Here is a 17,117-nt window from a genome sequence, read left to right on the forward strand (position 1 = left end):
TGAAACAACTTTGGTGTTGCGTGAACATTAAATCGGCCTTCATCTGCTGCAAGGCAACAGAGAGAGGACCGAATGCCGTAAATCGTTACATCGTAGTTATTAAACTATTTAGGGAACATCGCTTTTCATAAGCAATTCTTTATCAAAACGCGATTCCTTAAGCGCTTCCTTGACACGCTTCAAGTTATCTCTGAATTTTGCGCCACGACGCAGGGTGAAACCGGTTGCCAGCACGTCAATCACTGTGAGTTGCGCCAGACGGGAGACCATCGGCATATACATGTCGGTGTCTTCCGGGACGTCAAGGGTGATGGCGAGCGTTGCTTCTCTTGCCAGCGGCGTGCCCGCCGTCGTGAGGGCAATAACCATGGCATCGTTTTCACGCGCCAGTTGCGCCAGCTCCACCTGGCTTTTGGTGCGCCCGGTGTGCGAAATGAGTACCACGACATCATCTTCACTGCAATTCATACAGCTCATGCGTTGCAGGACAATGTCATCGGAATAAATGACCGGGACGTTAAAGCGGAAGAACTTATTCATGGCGTCATGCGCCACGGCCGCCGACGAGCCGAGGCCAAAGAACGCAATGCGCTTGGCCTGGGTCAGTAAATCCACCGCGCGGTTCACGGAATTCATATCCAGGGACTGGCGAACGTGGTCCAGCGTCGCCATGGCCGACTCAAATATTTTCGCCGTATAGGCATCAACACTGTCGTCTTCATCCACATTGCGATTAACATAAGGCGTGCCGTTTGCCAGACTTTGTGCAAGATGCAGTTTAAAATCAGGAAAGCCGCGCGTTTCAAGGCTACGGCAGAAGCGGTTAACCGTCGGTTCGCTGACGCCTGCCTCCTGCGCCAGAGCGGCGATGCTTGAATGAATCGCCTGAGCAGGAGCGGCAAGAATGACTTCGGCCACTTTTCGCTCGGATTTGCTAAGGTGTTCCAGTTGGAACTGGATTTTTTCCAGCATGTTCATTGTTAACAGGGCGCTCATGGGTGGAAACGATTTCATTAATTCATGAAATCATGATTCGATTTAGCCGATATTACCCCTGTGGCTTCCATAAAGGGTAACAGTCGACAAGATAATGTTGTTGTTTTTTTTCATTACTTGATCGGTGTCGGGTTTTGTTATGACCCTGTAGTTCAAAGAATCAACGCTTTTTGCGTGATTCCGCCACCACACGCGTCTGACGGCGAAAAAATCGCGGTATCGCACGCGAGGTTAAGCGCTAATGGTTTCGGGAATGACGTAAAAGCAGTACAGTGCAACGTAATAAAATTACAACGATACCTGGCAGAAGTACCAGGTGATCCAACTGAGGAGAATGACATGGCGGTAACGCAAACAGCCCAGGCATGTGACCTGGTCATTTTCGGCGCGAAAGGCGATCTTGCACGCCGGAAATTGCTGCCTTCCCTGTATCAACTGGAGAAAGCGGGCCAAATTCATCCGGATACGCGTATCCTGGGCGTTGGGCGCGCCGACTGGGACAAGGAAGCTTATATCAAGGTCGTACGCGAGGCGCTCGAAACTTTCATGAAGGAAAAGATTGATGAAAGTTTGTGGGATACCCTGAGCGGACGTCTTGATTTCTGTAACCTGGACGTGAACGACGTCAGCGCGTTTAACCGTTTAGGCGCGATGCTGGATCAGAAAAACCGTGTCACCATTAACTACTTCGCCATGCCGCCAAGCACTTTCGGTGCAATCTGCAAAGGCCTGGGCGAAGCGAAGCTGAACGCTAAACCGGCACGCGTGGTGATGGAGAAACCGCTGGGGACCTCTCTTTCAACCTCACGTGAAATTAACGACCAGGTCGGCGAGTACTTCGAAGAGTGCCAGGTCTACCGTATCGACCACTATCTTGGTAAAGAGACAGTACTGAACCTGCTGGCGCTGCGTTTTGCCAACTCCCTGTTTGTGAATAACTGGGACAACCGTACCATCGACCATGTGGAAATCACCGTGGCCGAAGAGGTAGGTATCGAAGGCCGCTGGGGTTACTTTGACCAGGCCGGTCAGATGCGCGACATGATCCAGAACCACCTGCTGCAAATCCTTTGCATGATTGCCATGTCTCCTCCGTCTGACCTGACGGCGGACAGCATCCGTGATGCTAAAGTGAAAGTGCTGAAGTCACTGCGTCGCATCGATCGCTCAAACGTGCGTGAGAAAACGGTACGCGGCCAGTACACCGCAGGGTTTGCTCAGGGTAAAAAAGTGCCGGGCTACCTGGAAGAAGAGGGCGCCAACAAGGCGAGCAATACCGAGACGTTTGTGGCGATTCGCGTGGATATCGATGACTGGCGCTGGGCGGGCGTTCCGTTCTACCTGCGTACCGGTAAACGTCTGCCGACCAAATGCTCTGAAGTGGTCGTTTACTTCAAAAACCCTGAACTCAACCTGTTCAAAGAGTCCTGGCAGGAGCTGCCGCAGAACAAACTGACCATTCGTCTGCAGCCAGACGAAGGGGTGGACATCCAGATCCTGAACAAAGTGCCGGGCCTGGATCACAAACATAACCTGCAGACCACCAAGCTGGACCTGAGCTACTCCGAAACATTCAATCAGACGCACCTTGCCGATGCTTACGAGCGTCTGCTGCTGGAAACCATGCGCGGTATCCAGGCGCTGTTCGTGCGTCGCGATGAAGTGGAAGAGGCGTGGAAATGGGTCGACTCCATCACCGAAGCCTGGGCTGCGGATCAGGATGCGCCAAAACCGTATCAGGCGGGCACCTGGGGGCCTGTCGCGTCCGTCGCGATGATCACCCGTGATGGCCGCTCCTGGAATGAGTTTGAGTAAAATAATCAGCTGCCTCTTAGGTGTTATTTTACCGGTAACATGATCTAACACAGCTCGTGGCACAATTTATAAACTTTTAAGCTCCGCGTGGATTCACCCGCGGAGCTTTTTTTATTACACTGCCGGAAGTGATTTTGCCCCTGAGCTCCGGACAGCAAGCGTTTCAGCGTTGTTAATAATCGCCAGCGACTTTGTAAACTCCCGAGCCCGGACAGATAAATTAGAGGAGCTTTTATGAATCCGACATTGTTACGCGTAACACAACGCATTATTGAGCGCTCGAAAGAGACCCGTTCTGCCTACCTCGCCCGGATTGAACAGGCCAAAAGTAATACCGTTCATCGCTCACAACTCGCCTGCGGTAACCTGGCGCACGGTTTCGCCGCCTGCCAGCCCGACGATAAAGCCTCGCTGAAAAGCATGCTGCGTAACAATATCGCCATCATTACCTCCTACAACGACATGCTTTCTGCGCATCAGCCGTACGAAGTGTATCCGGAGATCATCCGTAAAGCGCTGCACAGCGTCAATGCGGTAGGCCAGGTCGCGGGCGGCGTGCCGGCCATGTGCGACGGCGTGACGCAGGGTCAGGATGGGATGGAGCTCTCGCTGCTGAGCCGCGAAGTGATTGCGATGTCGGCCGCAGTGGGCCTGTCTCACAATATGTTTGATGGCGCGCTGTACCTCGGCGTGTGCGATAAAATCGTCCCGGGGCTGGCCATGGCAGCGCTGTCGTTTGGTCATCTGCCTGCGATCTTCGTGCCGTCAGGTCCGATGGCAAGCGGCCTGCCAAATAAAGAAAAAGTGCGTATCCGTCAGCTGTATGCGGAAGGTAAAGCAGATCGTCAGGCACTGCTGGAAGCGGAAGCCGCTTCCTACCATGCGCCGGGCACCTGTACCTTCTACGGTACGGCCAATACCAACCAGATGGTGGTGGAATTTATGGGGATGCAGCTTCCTGGGTCCTCTTTCATTCAGCCGGATGCGCCACTGCGTAAGGCCCTGACTGAAGCAGCTGCCCGCCAGGTAACGCGTCTGACCGGTAACGGCAACGCGTGGATGCCGCTGGGTAAAATGGTCGACGAGAAAGTGATCGTCAACGGTATCGTTGCGCTGCTGGCAACCGGCGGTTCAACCAACCACACCATGCATCTGGTGGCGATGGCACGCGCGGCGGGCATCCTGATTAACTGGGATGATTTCTCTGATATCTCGTCTGTGGTGCCACTGATGGCGCGCCTGTACCCGAATGGCCCGGCTGACATCAACCACTTCCAGGCTGCCGGTGGCGTGCCGGTGCTGATGCGCGAGCTGCTGAAAGGCGGTCTGCTGCATGAAGATGTGAACACCGTGGCGGGCTTTGGTCTGCAGCGTTATACCCATGAGCCGTGGCTCAATAATGGTGAGCTTGACTGGCGTGAAGGCGCCACCGCCTCGCTTGACGCACAGGTTATTGCCACCCTTGAACAACCGTTCTCTCGTCACGGCGGCACCAAAGTGCTCAGCGGTAACCTGGGGCGTGCGGTGATGAAAACCTCCGCCGTACCGGAAGAGAACCAGATTATCGAAGCGCCGGCCGTGGTGTTTGAAAGCCAGCATGACGTTTTGCCTGCGTTTGATGCCGGTCTGCTCGACAAAGATTGCGTCGTTGTGGTGCGCCATCAGGGGCCAAAAGCGAACGGGATGCCAGAATTACATAAACTTATGCCGCCACTTGGTGTATTATTGGACCGCCGTTTCAAAATTGCGTTAGTGACCGATGGACGCCTCTCTGGCGCATCAGGTAAAGTGCCTTCTGCCATCCACGTGACCCCGGAAGCTTACGACGGCGGTTTGCTGGCGAAAGTTCGTGATGGAGACATGATCCGCGTCAACGGTCAGACAGGTGAGTTAACCCTGCTGGTGGATGACGCTGAACTGGCGGCACGTAAGCCACATATTCCTGACCTGAGCGCATCGCGCGTGGGAACCGGACGCGAAATGTTTGGCGCGCTGCGTGAGAAACTCTCCGGTGCGGAGCAGGGCGCAACCTGTATTACGTTTTAAGACGACTTGATTTTATCGATCTGGCGAGAGAAAACTCTGATGAAAAACTGGAAAACAAGTGCAGAAGCAATCCTGACCACTGGCCCTGTCGTGCCGGTAATTGTGGTGAATAAGCTGGAACATGCTGTCCCGATGGCGAAAGCCCTGGTTGCGGGTGGTGTCCGTGTTCTGGAAGTGACCCTGCGTACCGCCTGCGCGATGGACGCTATTCGCGCTATCGCCAAAGAAGTGCCGGACGCGATCATCGGTGCGGGTACCGTACTGAACGCACAGCAGCTGGCTGACGTGACCGAAGCGGGCGCGCAGTTTGCTATCAGCCCTGGCCTGACCGAGCCGCTGCTGAAAGCTGCAACCGAAGGAACGATCCCTCTGATCCCGGGTATCAGCACCGTATCTGAACTGATGATGGGTATGGATTACGGCCTGAAAGAGTTCAAATTCTTCCCGGCTGAAGCTAATGGCGGCACCAAAGCGCTGCAGGCTATTGCGGGTCCATTCTCTCAGGTTCGCTTCTGCCCGACGGGCGGTATCTCTCCGGCAAACTACCGTGACTACCTGGCGCTGAAAAGTGTCCTGTGCATCGGCGGTTCATGGCTGGTTCCTGCGGATGCGCTGGAAGCAGGCGACTGGGAACGCATCACTAAACTGGCTCGCGAAGCGGTTGAAGGCGCGAAGCAGTAAGCGAAGACAGTATGAAAAACGGGCCTACTGGCCCGTTTTTTTATCCTGCAACCTTCACGTTCGTGGCGGCTGTTTTGGCTCTTGCCACAGCCTCATCCACGTTTTCACCGGTCGCTAGCGCCACGCCAAGGCGGCGCGTGCCGTCAATCTCCGGTTTCCCGAACAGACGAACCTGCAAGCCTGAACCCATAGCCCCTTCGACGTTATCAAAGGTGACGTTCTGGCTGGTTAATTGCGGCAGGATCACCGCCGAAGCCGCCGGGCCGTACTGACGAATGCCGCCAACGGGCAGGCCGAGGAAGGCGCGCACATGCAGGGCGAATTCAGAAAGGTCCTGCGAAATCAGCGTGACCATCCCGGTATCGTGCGGGCGAGGGGAGACTTCACTGAAAATTACCTCATCGCCGCAGACAAACAGCTCCACGCCAAACAATCCGTAACCGCCCAGCGCCAGAACCACTTTACGGGCAATTTCCTGCGCACGTGCCAGCGCCAGATCGCTCATCTGCTGCGGCTGCCAGGACTCACGATAGTCGCCATCTTCCTGACGGTGGCCAATCGGATCGCAGAAATGGACGCCATCAACGGCGCTGACCGTCAGCAGCGTGATTTCGAAATCAAACTTTACGACACCTTCGATAATCACGCGACCGGCACCGGCACGTCCTCCCTGCTGGGCATACTCCCACGCCTTATCCAGAGTGCTGCTGTCGCGGATAAAGCTCTGTCCTTTACCGGAGGAACTCATGACGGGCTTAATGATGCACGGGTAGCCAATTTCGTCGACAGCCTGCAGGAAAGCGGCTTTATCGCCGGCAAAACGGTAGCCTGAGGTAGGTAAGGCCAGCTCTTCAGCTGCCAGACGACGAATGCCTTCGCGGTTCATGGTCAGTTTGGCCGCTTTTGCGCAGGGCACCACGTGCTGGCCTTCCTGCTCAAGGGCGATCAGCGTATCGGTGGCAATGGCTTCAATTTCGGGTACCACGAAATCCGGTTTCTCCTGCGTAATCAGCGTACGCAGGGCATCGCCATCCAGCATATTGATCACATAAGAACGGTGGGCGACATGCATGGCAGGTGCGTCAGCGTAACGATCCACTGCAATGACTTCCACGCCCAAACGCTGGCACTCAATGGCGACCTCTTTACCCAGTTCGCCCGATCCTAACAGCATCACACGCGTCGCCGCAGGTCGCAGCGCGGTTCCTAAACGAGTCATAACAATCCCCCTGAAAAAGTTGCGCGCATTATAAACGTAAACGTTTGCGTCTGTCTTGTTCAGGGCCCGAGAGCGGTCAAGAAATTTGCGCTTCTTTAGCCGTGGCAGACATTTCCTGACGCCTGCTCGCTTACGCTGGGAGACATATTCACCGTTAAGTGAGGGAAACCATGTCAGGCTGGCTAAATCAATTGCAATCCATGTTGGGACAGAAAACGTCGTCATCCGGCGAGCAGGGGCTGAGCAAACTCCTGGTACCGGGGGCGCTTGGCGGGCTGGCTGGACTGCTGGTTGCCAATAAATCCTCGCGTAAGTTACTGGCAAAGTATGGTACCGGCGCGCTACTGGCGGGCGGCGGCGCTATTGCGGGTACCGTACTGTGGAACAAATACAAGGACAGAGTGCGGACCGCGCACAGCGACGAACCCCACTTTGGTGAGCAGACCTCGCCGCTGGATCTGCGTACCGAACGGCTCATCCTGGCGCTGGTGTTCGCGGCGAAAAGCGACGGGCACATTGATGACCAGGAACGATCGGCGATTGAGCAGCAACTGCGCGAAGCCGGTGTCGAAGAAAAGGGCAGAGCGCTGGTGGCGCAGGCCATCGAACAGCCACTCGAACCGCAGCGTCTGGCGCAAAGCGTGAAAAATGAGGAAGAGGCGCTTGAGCTCTATTTTCTGAGCTGTGCCGCCATCGATATCGATCACTTTATGGAGCGCAGCTATCTCAATGCGCTGGGTGATGCCCTGAAGATCCCACAAGATGTCCGGGACGGGATCGAGAAGGATATTCAGGAGCAAAAACGGGCGTTACAGGGCTAACTGCCGCCGTCGCAGCCATGTTTCGCTTGCATCATGCGTGGGTTTTGCCAACCTTATAGGGTGTAAAACTCAAAAGAATGATGACATGCCACCGAAAGCCCGACGTACTCCGTATGCGATCACCACGCATGGCGATACGCGTATAGATAACTATTACTGGCTGCGGGACGACTCCCGTTCCCGGCCAGAAGTGCTCGACTACCTGCACGAGGAAAACGACTATGGCCGCAAGGTCATGTCCAGCCAGCAGGCGTTGCAGGACCAGCTGTTAAATGAAATGGTGCAGCGTATCCCCCAGCGCGATATTTCCGCGCCATGGACCAAAAATGGCTATCGATATCGCCATATCTACGAACCTGGTAACGAGTATCCCATCTACCAGCGACAGTCGGTGTTATGCGCCGAATGGGATGAGTGGGACATCCTGCTGGATGCCAACCAGCGCGCCGCCCACAGCGAGTTTTATACCCTCGGCGGCATGTCCATCTCCCCCGATAACACCATTATGGCGCTGGCGGAGGATTACCTCTCCCGTCGTCAGTACGGTTTGCGTTTTCGCAACCTGGAAACCGGTAACTGGTATCCGGAAATGCTGGATAACGTTTCGCCGGACTTTGTCTGGGCGAATGATTCCGAAACGGTCTACTACGTCAAAAAGCATGCCTCCACGTTGTTGCCTTACCAGGTGTGGCGCCACACCGTTGGGACGGATTCTGCTGACGACGAACTGGTTTACGAAGAGAAAGACGAAACGTTTTATGTCAGCCTGCACAAAACCTCGTCTCGCCACTATGTGATTATCTTCCTGGCCAGCGCCACAACCTCTGAAGTTCTGCTTCTGGACGCCGAGCTACCTGATGCGCAGCCGCTGTGCTTCCTGCCGCGACGTAAAGATCATGAATACAGCCTCGATCACTTCCAGCACAGCTTTTACCTGCGCTCTAATCGGGAGGGTAAAAACTTTGGCCTCTACAAAACCAAAGTACGCGATGAACGTAAGTGGGAAGTGTTAATCCCCGCCCGGGAGCAGGTAATGCTCGAAGGGTTTACGCTGTTCACCGACTGGCTGGTGGTTGAGGAGCGCCAGCGGGGGCTGACCAGCCTGCGGCAAATTAACCGCAAAACGCGGGAAGTGATCGGGATTGCGTTTGACGACCCGGCCTATGTTACGTGGATAGGGTTTAATCCTGAGCCGGAATCGTCGCGTCTGCGCTACGGCTACTCGTCTATGACCACGCCCGATACGCTCTTTGAGCTGGATATGGACACCGGGCAACGTCAGGTGCTTAAACAGTCCGAAGTGAAAGGGTTTGATTCCGACAACTACCGAAGCGAGCACCTGTGGGTTACCGCCCGCGATGGCGTCGAGGTGCCGGTCTCGCTTGTTTATCATCGGGCGTATTTCCAGAAAGGTAAGAATCCGATTCTGGTTTACGGCTACGGCTCCTACGGCTCAAGCATGGACGCTGATTTCAGCAGCAGCCGGTTAAGTCTGCTGGATCGCGGTTTTGTGTTCGCCATTGCGCATGTTCGCGGCGGCGGGGAGTTGGGTCAGCACTGGTATGAAGACGGGAAATTCCTGAAAAAGAAAAATACCTTCAATGATTATCTCGACGTCTGCGATGCGTTGATTGAGCAGGGCTATGGCGATCCTGGGCTTTGCTTTGGTATGGGCGGCAGCGCGGGAGGATTATTGATGGGGGCCGTCATCAATCAGCGTCCCGAACGCTTTAAAGGGATTATTGCGCAGGTGCCGTTTGTCGATGTGGTAACGACCATGCTGGATGAATCCATCCCGCTGACGACTGGAGAGTTTGAAGAGTGGGGCAACCCGCAGGATGAGATCTACTATCGCTACATGAAAGAGTACAGCCCGTACGACAATGTGGAAGCGAAAGCGTATCCGCACATGCTGGTAACCACCGGATTGCACGATTCACAGGTGCAATACTGGGAGCCTGCAAAATGGGTGGCGAAACTGCGGGAACTGAAAACCGACGACAACCTGCTGCTGCTGTGCACGGATATGGACTCCGGTCACGGCGGGAAATCGGGACGATTTAAATCTTACGAAGGCGTGGCTCTGGAGTATGCGTTTTTGATTGGCCTGGCACAGGAGACGCTGCCAGGCCGTGCGGAGCGTTAAGCTTCGCCAAGATAGTGCTTAAGCGTTAAACGCAGTTCCGGGCTCATCTTATCGAGGTTGTTATAGAGCCAGCGCAGATAGCCCGGATCTTTATCCGCAATATCGGAAACCGCCCGACCGCGGTATTTGCCAAAGGTGAAGGTAGTCAGCAACGCCGGACGCCCGGTAATGGTCGCCATATCATCAGGGGTCCAGCCGGAGTTATTCATAATATCAATGAGTAACGCGGCGGTGATGTAGCAGTCATACAGGGCGCGGTGATGGTGCAGACCCTCCGGCGTTCTGACGCTCAGCTTACGGGATTTGTACAACGCCATATTGCTGTACTTAATCCCGGGCCAGAGACGACGCGCCAGTTTCATCGTGCAAATCCATTCTCCGGGCATGTCGGGGAGCACCCGGCGGTCAAAACTGGCGTTGTGCGCGACGTACCACGGGCTACCGTAATAGTGGGGTATCACCTCTTCTATCCACGGTTTGTCCGCCACCATCGATTCTGTAATGCGATGAATAGCCATAGCCTGCGGGCTGATCGGGCGGTCGGGACGTACCAGATGGCTCATTGGGTTGACTATTTTTCCATCAATCACGTCGACAGAAGCCACTTCCACTATTCCGCCCTGAAGATCGCAGGTTTCGGTATCGATGACGCGCAGCATTGAACTCTCCTGAGCCTAAAACGCCTAGCCTAAAGGAATGATATCGCCTTGCCAACCCTGTCTGCCAAGAGATCCGGTCAATAGCAGTTCACCTTTGTCCGCGCGGACGATCAGCTGACCTTTTTCATCCCATAACGCGCTGCCGCCGCGCGCGTTCGCCATTAACACCGCAATGGCATATTTGTGTGCGAATCGCTGCAGGGTACTGATGGACTGCCGCCAGCGGCTATCTCCCACTGACTGGCAGCTGGTAAACAGCGTCGCCTGCGGGTCGAGATTTGGCGAATCAGCATGTGCATCGATGATCGTCAGCTGTTTATCACCCGGGATCAGGCTTGCACCGCGACCCTGAGGGTAGCGCAGGATGTTATGGCGAGAAGGGGTAAACAGGGCAAGGCCTTTCTGACGATGGCCATTCACGTCGAGCGGAAGCCCGGCAATAATAGTAATCCGGTATAATTTCGCGGCGTTTAGCAACGGGGCCAGCTGTTTATCATCGGGAGGGGCGGGGAGCGTCGTTGTCCCTGGGCCAGTTAATGAGAGCTCCGGGAATACCAGCAAATCGCACTGCTGTCGTGCCGCTTCGGCAATGAAACGGAGATGGTGCGCGACATGTTCATCTACACTGTGGTGCAGCCCGGCATACTGGGCCGCAGCAATATTCCATTGTGACATCGTGACTTCCTTTACACAGAGCCGCAGTGATTTAAGAATACACCTAATTTAATCAGGGTTTTCTTATCCTGCCATATTCCGCGTAAGGAAGTGTAACGACTCGTTAAGCTTATTTAACTTTAGGTTCGTATGGTAAACGAGAGAGGTTAACTGAGGCGAGACGATGCGCAATTAAGCGTTCGCGAAACCAGTCGCGCAGATGAGCAGGTTGCTCACGTTCAACCACTTCAGCCACGATGGGCATGTTGTAACGCTCTTTAAATGCGACGCCAGCGGCAGCGAGATCGACATTCACTTTATCCATCTCGTCCTGAGGAAGGGCGGCCAGATTGATCTTCATTACCTTCTCCTTTTTAGACGGCGGCAACGTTACCGCGATTGCTCGACGATGACAAGCAGAGGTGGGATGATCCTCGACTCGCTTATTATACAGAGTTATTCTTTGCCATACAGGCATAACAAAAAGGAATGATTGCGATGGGTTTATCCTCTTCCCGCGCGGCAGGCGCACTGGTCTTTTTGGCCTCTTGCGTGATGTCACCCTCCGTGCTGGCGCACGCTCACCTTAAACAACAGACTCCGGCAGCAGATAGCCTCGTGACGGCACCGCGCACGCTGACGCTGACGTTTTCAGAAGGTATTGAGCCCGGTTTTAGCGGTGTGGTGGTGACGGATGCACAAAAGCAGACCATCAGCACCGGTGCCGTTAAACGCGACGAGAAAGACAAGACGCAGCTGAATGTGCCGCTGGATCGCGAGTTGACGCCCGGAACCTACCAGGTTGACTGGCATGTGGTGTCGGTAGACGGCCACAAGACAAAAGGCAGTTATCACTTTAGCGTGAAATAGCATGCTGGCGATGTGCTACGTAGGGCTGCGCTTTCTCCATTTCGGCGCGTTAATGCTTATTTTTGGCAATGCGCTGTATAGCGTCTGGTTTGCTCCTTCCTCTCTGCAACGGCTCATGTCCCGGCGTTTTCAGTCGCAGCAGAGAATGGCGGCGTTAATCAGCCTGGTGACAGCGCTCCTGATGTTTACGCTTCAGGGCGGGTTAATGGGGAATGGCTGGGGCGATGTCGTCAACCCCGACATCTGGCGTAGCGTGCTGGGCACGCAGTTTGGAAGCGTCTGGCTGTGGCAAATTATTCTCGCGGCCCTTACTGCCGGTACAGCATGGCTGGCTCCGCATAAAGGCTCACGGCTGTTACTGCTCGCCATGGGACAGTTCGTCCTGCTGGCGGGAGTAGGGCATGCGACAATGAACGAAGGCGCGGTGGGCGCATTACAGCGCCTTAATCACGCTCTTCATGTGTTATGTGCTGCAACCTGGCTTGGCGGATTACTGCCGCTGCTGTTTTGCATGCGTCTGGCGAAAGGGCAGTGGCAGCCTGCCGCAATCTACACCATGATGCGCTTCTCACGCGTGGGGCATTACGCCGTAGCAGGCGTGGTGCTTACCGGCGTTTTTAATGCGCTGTTTATTCTGGGTATCGATATTCCCTGGCAGGCCCGTTACGTGCAATTTTTGTTGTTCAAATGTGCGCTGGTGGCTTTGATGGTGGTAATTGCGCTGGCAAATCGGTATTTTCTGGTGCCACGGTTTCGTGCGCAAAGCGGGCGAGAACAACAAATATTTATCAGAATGACACATGCAGAAGTGGTGCTGGGTGCGCTGGTGCTGGCTACAGTCAGTCTGTTCGCGACCTGGGAACCCTTCTGACAAGGTTAACTATCCTATGAAAAAGACACTACTTTCTCTCATCTTGCTGGCCTGCACGGGGAGTGCCCTGGCCGCACCACAGGTCATTACCGTCAGCCGTTTTGAAGTGGGTAAGGACAAATGGGCGTTTAATCGTGAAGAGGTGATGCTGACCTGCCGTCCGGGGCACGCCTTGTATGCGATTAACCCAAGCACGCTGGTGCAATACCCTTTAAATGATGTCGCAGAGCAGCAGGTCGCCAGCGGCAAAAGCAGTGGACAGCCAATCAGCGTTATTCAGATTGATGATCCCACGCATCCAGGGCAGAAGATGAGCCTGGCACCGTTTATCGAGCGTGCAGACACGCTTTGTTAATCTTCGGGTTTCCAATAAAAAACCGCAGATGCTTGCGAAAGCACTGCGGTTTTTTACTTTTAATGATGCTCATACGCTTTTTTTCCGGCCGCTTTAACTGAGGACTGGAAAACCTGGCGTCGTCATCTATTCTTAAAAGGCAAGGCGACTTAGCCTGCATTAATGCCAACTTTTAGCGCACGGCTCTCTCCCAAGAGCCATTTCCCTGGACCGAATACAGGAATCGTATTCGGTCTCTTTTTATCTGATTGAAAGCAAACGATTTATTCCTTTCACCGGCTCTCTCAGAAGGGACACGTTCAGTGATCCGCCTTCAACCATATCACAAAACGGCAGGCGTAAGTCCAGCCCTTTTTGTCGGTTTTGTTAAATTTTTGTGCAGAGTTGAAGAAAGCTCTCAGCGCGCTTAAAAGCGTGATTTCACCTCAGCCTCAATGCAGTCAAGCAGTTCAAAGCGACGGCGATATTCCGCCCGTTTTTTACTGGCGATATCTTCCAGGGATTTACGCTCCATCTGTAACGGCAGCTGCCAGCAGAAGGGGGAGATTTTCTTACCGTCCAGACTCGCCCAGAATTCGTCATAGCTGGCGTGGAAATGACGGCCTTTGCTCAGGCGGTAACGCAGTGCGCGGAAAACGTGCCCCTCATCACCGACAGCAAAAATCGCCCGGACGGATGAATGTGCGGCCAGCTGGAAAACAACTTCCATCAGCACGCGTTTTGGAAACAGGCCATGGCAGGCGCGGGTCGCCAGTTTAATGGCGTCATGCGAGACGTTGCGACGTGGCCCCTGAAGCCCACCAATCACCAGCACTCGCTGCCCGTTGCTGCGGGCGACGCTAAACGTCAGGCTTGCGAGCACGGTATTCTCGCTGTCGCGCAGCCACAGCGTGCTTTCACCTTCCCGCTCGGCTTTGCCGGCAGAGGAGGCACTCACGGTATACGTCGCGTCGTTTTTTGCCTGAAATTGCACTATCGTCTGCTCTTGCGGGCTGGTCAGCGCGTTGGCGAGGGTGATATTTTTCAGGCTATCGACCCAGTGATAATGGCTAATGATAGCGTCAGCCCGATCGCCGGCCGTCAGGCCACGCATCAGATACTGCCGATGGGTTTTACTCGGTAAGGTAATTTGAGAGGCCAGCAGACGGTCAAAATCATCACGTCCTGAGAGCGTTTCCAGCACGCGATGGGTGGAAGACCAGAACAGGAGCGAGCGCAGCAGGAACTTCAGACGATACTCGCGCTTCTGCCAGATTGGACCCGGAACGCGTTTTCCTTTCACCAGCTCGGAAATGATATTTGTGCGATGCGGATAGAACACATCGTCGTGCAGGTGCATATTAGACACGTTAAGACCTCTCGTTTAATTCATGCCTTATTCTAAAGAGTCAGCAAAAAGGGATTAATAGCGCGCGGATCTTTATTTCCATTTGGTTTACCGTTCGTTTGGCTTTGTGAATGCTGCGCGTGTCAGCTGCAATTTCTGCTGCGTCTATACTTAAGCAAGGAGGTTTTATGTATCAGCGAATCGATGGTGGGAAGTGGCGGCACGTCTGGGTTGTCAGCGACATACATGGTTGTTATCAATGGCTCATGGATGAACTGAAACGCCGGCATTTTAATCCTTATGAGGATTTGCTTATTTCCGTAGGGATGTAATTGACCGTGGCCCTGACAGTATTAAATGTTTACAGCTCATGAATGAAAAATGGTTTCGTGCAGTACGGGGCAACCATGAACAAATGGCTATCGACAGCCTTGATAATAATGATTTTGCACTCTGGACAATGAATGGCGGAATTTGGTTTACCCGCCTTGAGCACACACAGCAGCAGCTGGCGCTGACGTTACTTAATGCGTGTCGGGAACTGCCGCACATTATCGAGATAACCTGTGCAAACGGTTTGAATGTGATTGCTCACGCTGACTATCCCGCTGCGGAATACCGCTGGCAAAAACCCGTAAGCGCCCAGCACGTACTATGGGATCGCGATCGGCTGATGGGGTTTATGGTCGGGAAAGGGCAGGGGATCGGCGGTGCGGACCATTTCTGGTTCGGACATACGCCACTTGACCGGCGGTATGATTTTAATAACCTGCACTACATTGATACCGGCGCCGTTTTCGATGGTTACTTTACGCTGGCGCAGCTTCAGTAATAAATAACCCGCCTTCGGGCGGGTTCTCTTTAGGTCAGGCAAGACGCATGACCCAGGCATCGGATTGACTATCGTAATGCTCACGGTAAAGGACTGAGTGTTCGCCATCAAGTATTGCCGGTACGCTGGTATCGGCGTCCCAGGCATCCAGTTGCATGCACAAATCCGGGTCGGATTTGCAGGGAATACTTAACGTTCGTTCGCCCTGTGCTTCGCCGCGCAATTCTGCGTCGTCGATTTCGAAAGCGCCAATACGCACGCTGGTTTTCGTCATATTGCTCTCCGGGTGTGTTATCAAAATCTGGTATGACCAGTATGGGCATCCATTTTTGATCGTAGACAAGGAGAGCAAAATCGCCAGTAAAAAAATGCGCTTTTTTCAGCCGGTGCGATCGTTACCGGTAAACAATCGTCCATCACGAACCAGCTCTCGCGGATAGCTGTTTTTCAGTCGCGAGCCCACCTTTTTCGCCAGCCCTAACGGATAACCCTGATAGGTCACCACCACTTCATCATGCGATGGCGTGTTGTCCGGATATACATCACGGCCCCGGTACCACTCTTCGGCTTCCTGGTGCGTCAGGGCGAACGTATTCTCGCTGCCGGCGAGGGCGATAACAGCCTCATGCTGCCAGCGATAGCCTTTATTGTGCACTTCCGCCAGGCGGATCCCGATGCGGGAAAAACGTACCTTGCCGATAAGCGGCTCAATATTTGCCGGGAAAAGCCAAATCTCTTTATCGCGAATCCAAAGATGGCATGTGTCATCCCAGGCCAGCCCGACCTTAGCGGCGGCGGTAGTGACTTGCTCCGCCTCACGCCTTTTCATGGGGGCGAAGGGGAAATTGCCGACCTTAAACGTCGGGGCTGGCAGTGGCTCAACCGCCTGCGTTTTACGCAACCGTGCGACAAAAAAACCTTCGCAGTCATAAATCTGGGGGAAAACGTGCAGAAATCCTTCAGGCGTGACGGCTTCATTGGCTGAAGCGAACAAACCGTGTAACGGCAGGAACTCGACGGCATCAGGGTATTGCGACTTGAGCCACAGACAGACGTCCTCGTTCTCGTCACGGTTTAAGGTGCAGGTCGAATAAACCAATGTGCCACCGGGACGCAGGGCATGGAAGGCGCTGTCGATCAGTTCGCGCTGGGTGGCGGCAATCTCAAGGTTACTCTCTACAGACCAGTTTTTTAACGCATCAGGATCTTTACGCACCACCCCTTCGCCGGAGCAGGGCGCGTCCAGCAGGATGGCATCAAACGTTTCTGGCAGGGCTGCGCCAAATACGCGGCCATCGAAGTGCGTCAGGGCAACGTTATGGATCCCGCAGCGGCTGATGTTAGCGTGCAGAACTTTAACGCGACTGGCTGAAAACTCGTTGGCGAGAATGGCTCCGCGATTCCCCATCCTGGCGGCAATCTGCGTGGTTTTGGAGCCCGGCGCGGCAGCGACATCCATGACGCGTTCTGGCGCATTTTCATCCGTAAACAGGGCGGCAACCGGCAGCATCGAGCTGGCTTCCTGGATATAAAACAGACCACTCAGATGTTCTGCGGTACTGCCCAATGGCAACGACGCTTCGTCATCCCGTTCAATCCAAAAACCTTCTGCACACCATGGTACTGGCGTCAGTTGCCAGTTATACGGCGAGACCAGCGCCAGAAAATCGGCGACGCTTATTTTCAGCGTGTTGACGCGAATACTCCGGCGCAACGGCCGCTGACAGGCGGCTATAAAATCGTCTAACGAGAGGTGAGAAGGAAGCGCCTCGCGCATCTGCGCCAGGAATTGTTCAGGAAGAAATACGGAGTTTTGAGCCACGTG

Annotated in this window: 16 protein-coding genes and 1 pseudogene; 9 read left to right on the forward strand and 8 right to left on the reverse strand. The window is 54.3% G+C overall.

The window, feature by feature from the left end; translation table 11 throughout:
* Window positions 1–108: 108 nt before the first annotated feature.
* Complete coding sequence (locus HV157_RS24810; protein WP_025203851.1) at window positions 109–978, reverse strand: MurR/RpiR family transcriptional regulator; 870 nt, start codon at window positions 976–978, stop codon at window positions 109–111.
* Window positions 979–1,335: 357 nt separating this feature from the next.
* Between HV157_RS24810 and zwf the strand changes: the two genes are divergently transcribed.
* The 3 genes from zwf (at window position 1,336) to kdgA (ending at window position 5,538) form a co-directional block, all read left to right on the forward strand.
* Window positions 1,336–2,811 carry a glucose-6-phosphate dehydrogenase gene (gene zwf, locus HV157_RS24815; RefSeq protein ID WP_059306263.1) on the forward strand — a complete coding sequence of 492 codons (1,476 nt, stop codon included), beginning with the start codon at window positions 1,336–1,338 and terminating at the stop codon, window positions 2,809–2,811.
* A 234-nt stretch (window positions 2,812–3,045) separates the two neighbouring features.
* Window positions 3,046–4,857 (forward strand): phosphogluconate dehydratase, encoded by a 1,812-nt coding sequence (gene edd / locus HV157_RS24820; protein ID WP_182269096.1) that lies wholly within the window; start codon window positions 3,046–3,048, stop codon window positions 4,855–4,857.
* A gap of 39 nt (window positions 4,858–4,896) precedes the next feature.
* Complete coding sequence (kdgA, locus tag HV157_RS24825; protein WP_032680776.1) at window positions 4,897–5,538, forward strand: bifunctional 4-hydroxy-2-oxoglutarate aldolase/2-dehydro-3-deoxy-phosphogluconate aldolase; 642 nt, start codon at window positions 4,897–4,899, stop codon at window positions 5,536–5,538.
* A gap of 40 nt (window positions 5,539–5,578) precedes the next feature.
* Here kdgA and purT read toward each other — a convergent pair whose 3' ends face one another.
* Window positions 5,579–6,757, reverse strand: a complete 1,179-nt coding sequence (gene purT, locus HV157_RS24830) for a formate-dependent phosphoribosylglycinamide formyltransferase (protein WP_182269097.1) — start codon at window positions 6,755–6,757, stop codon at window positions 5,579–5,581.
* Window positions 6,758–6,927: 170 nt separating this feature from the next.
* Here purT and HV157_RS24835 point away from each other — a divergent pair, with 170 nt between their 5' ends.
* Both HV157_RS24835 and ptrB read left to right on the forward strand, forming a co-directional pair.
* Window positions 6,928–7,578 carry a tellurite resistance TerB family protein gene (locus tag HV157_RS24835; protein ID WP_014170628.1) on the forward strand — a complete coding sequence of 217 codons (651 nt, stop codon included), beginning with the start codon at window positions 6,928–6,930 and terminating at the stop codon, window positions 7,576–7,578.
* Between the two features lie 85 nt (window positions 7,579–7,663).
* Window positions 7,664–9,724 (forward strand): oligopeptidase B, encoded by a 2,061-nt coding sequence (ptrB, locus tag HV157_RS24840; RefSeq protein ID WP_108648151.1) that lies wholly within the window; start codon window positions 7,664–7,666, stop codon window positions 9,722–9,724.
* Here ptrB and exoX read toward each other — a convergent pair.
* From exoX to HV157_RS24855, 3 genes are all read right to left on the reverse strand, one after another.
* Entirely contained in the window at window positions 9,721–10,383 is a 663-nt protein-coding gene (gene exoX / locus HV157_RS24845) for an exodeoxyribonuclease X (RefSeq protein ID WP_014170626.1), read from the reverse strand. The two genes, ptrB and exoX, sit on opposite strands and share 4 nt — an antisense overlap.
* Before the next feature lie 24 nt (window positions 10,384–10,407).
* Window positions 10,408–11,058, reverse strand: a complete 651-nt coding sequence (locus tag HV157_RS24850) for a carbon-nitrogen hydrolase family protein (RefSeq protein ID WP_073396013.1) — start codon at window positions 11,056–11,058, stop codon at window positions 10,408–10,410.
* Between the two features lie 109 nt (window positions 11,059–11,167).
* Window positions 11,168–11,398, reverse strand: coding sequence for a DNA polymerase III subunit theta (locus HV157_RS24855; protein WP_013096102.1), 231 nt, complete (start codon window positions 11,396–11,398; stop codon window positions 11,168–11,170).
* Between the two features lie 137 nt (window positions 11,399–11,535).
* Between HV157_RS24855 and yobA the strand changes: the two genes are divergently transcribed.
* From yobA to HV157_RS24870, 3 genes are read left to right on the forward strand one after another with little or no spacing between them, the layout of a single operon-like run.
* Complete coding sequence (yobA, locus tag HV157_RS24860; RefSeq protein WP_153852777.1) at window positions 11,536–11,907, forward strand: CopC domain-containing protein YobA; 372 nt, start codon at window positions 11,536–11,538, stop codon at window positions 11,905–11,907.
* A gap of 1 nt (window position 11,908) precedes the next feature.
* Window positions 11,909–12,778 carry a copper homeostasis membrane protein CopD gene (copD, locus tag HV157_RS24865; protein WP_121339449.1) on the forward strand — a complete coding sequence of 290 codons (870 nt, stop codon included), beginning with the start codon at window positions 11,909–11,911 and terminating at the stop codon, window positions 12,776–12,778.
* 16 nt (window positions 12,779–12,794) lie between these two features.
* Window positions 12,795–13,133: a YebY family protein gene (locus HV157_RS24870; protein ID WP_121339451.1), complete on the forward strand. Its 339-nt coding sequence runs from the start codon at window positions 12,795–12,797 to the stop codon at window positions 13,131–13,133.
* Between the two features lie 406 nt (window positions 13,134–13,539).
* Here HV157_RS24870 and HV157_RS24875 read toward each other — a convergent pair whose 3' ends face one another.
* The gene (locus tag HV157_RS24875) at window positions 13,540–14,481 is read right to left on the reverse strand and encodes a VirK/YbjX family protein (protein WP_059306269.1); all 942 of its coding nucleotides are present in this window, start codon (window positions 14,479–14,481) and stop codon (window positions 13,540–13,542) included.
* Between the two features lie 167 nt (window positions 14,482–14,648).
* Here HV157_RS24875 and pphA point away from each other — a divergent pair.
* A pseudogene (gene pphA / locus HV157_RS24880) lies at window positions 14,649–15,292 on the forward strand (protein-serine/threonine phosphatase).
* Between the two features lie 34 nt (window positions 15,293–15,326).
* Here the strand turns inward: pphA and HV157_RS24885 are convergent.
* Both HV157_RS24885 and rsmF read right to left on the reverse strand, forming a co-directional pair.
* Window positions 15,327–15,566: a YebV family protein gene (locus tag HV157_RS24885; RefSeq protein WP_020883412.1), complete on the reverse strand. Its 240-nt coding sequence runs from the start codon at window positions 15,564–15,566 to the stop codon at window positions 15,327–15,329.
* A 105-nt stretch (window positions 15,567–15,671) separates the two neighbouring features.
* Complete coding sequence (rsmF, locus tag HV157_RS24890; protein ID WP_182269098.1) at window positions 15,672–17,114, reverse strand: 16S rRNA (cytosine(1407)-C(5))-methyltransferase RsmF; 1,443 nt, start codon at window positions 17,112–17,114, stop codon at window positions 15,672–15,674.
* Window positions 17,115–17,117 lie beyond the last annotated feature (3 nt).

Origin of the sequence: Enterobacter sp. RHBSTW-00318, from assembly GCF_014101375.1 — a bacterium.
Classification (GTDB): Bacteria; Pseudomonadota; Gammaproteobacteria; order Enterobacterales; family Enterobacteriaceae; genus Enterobacter; species Enterobacter ludwigii.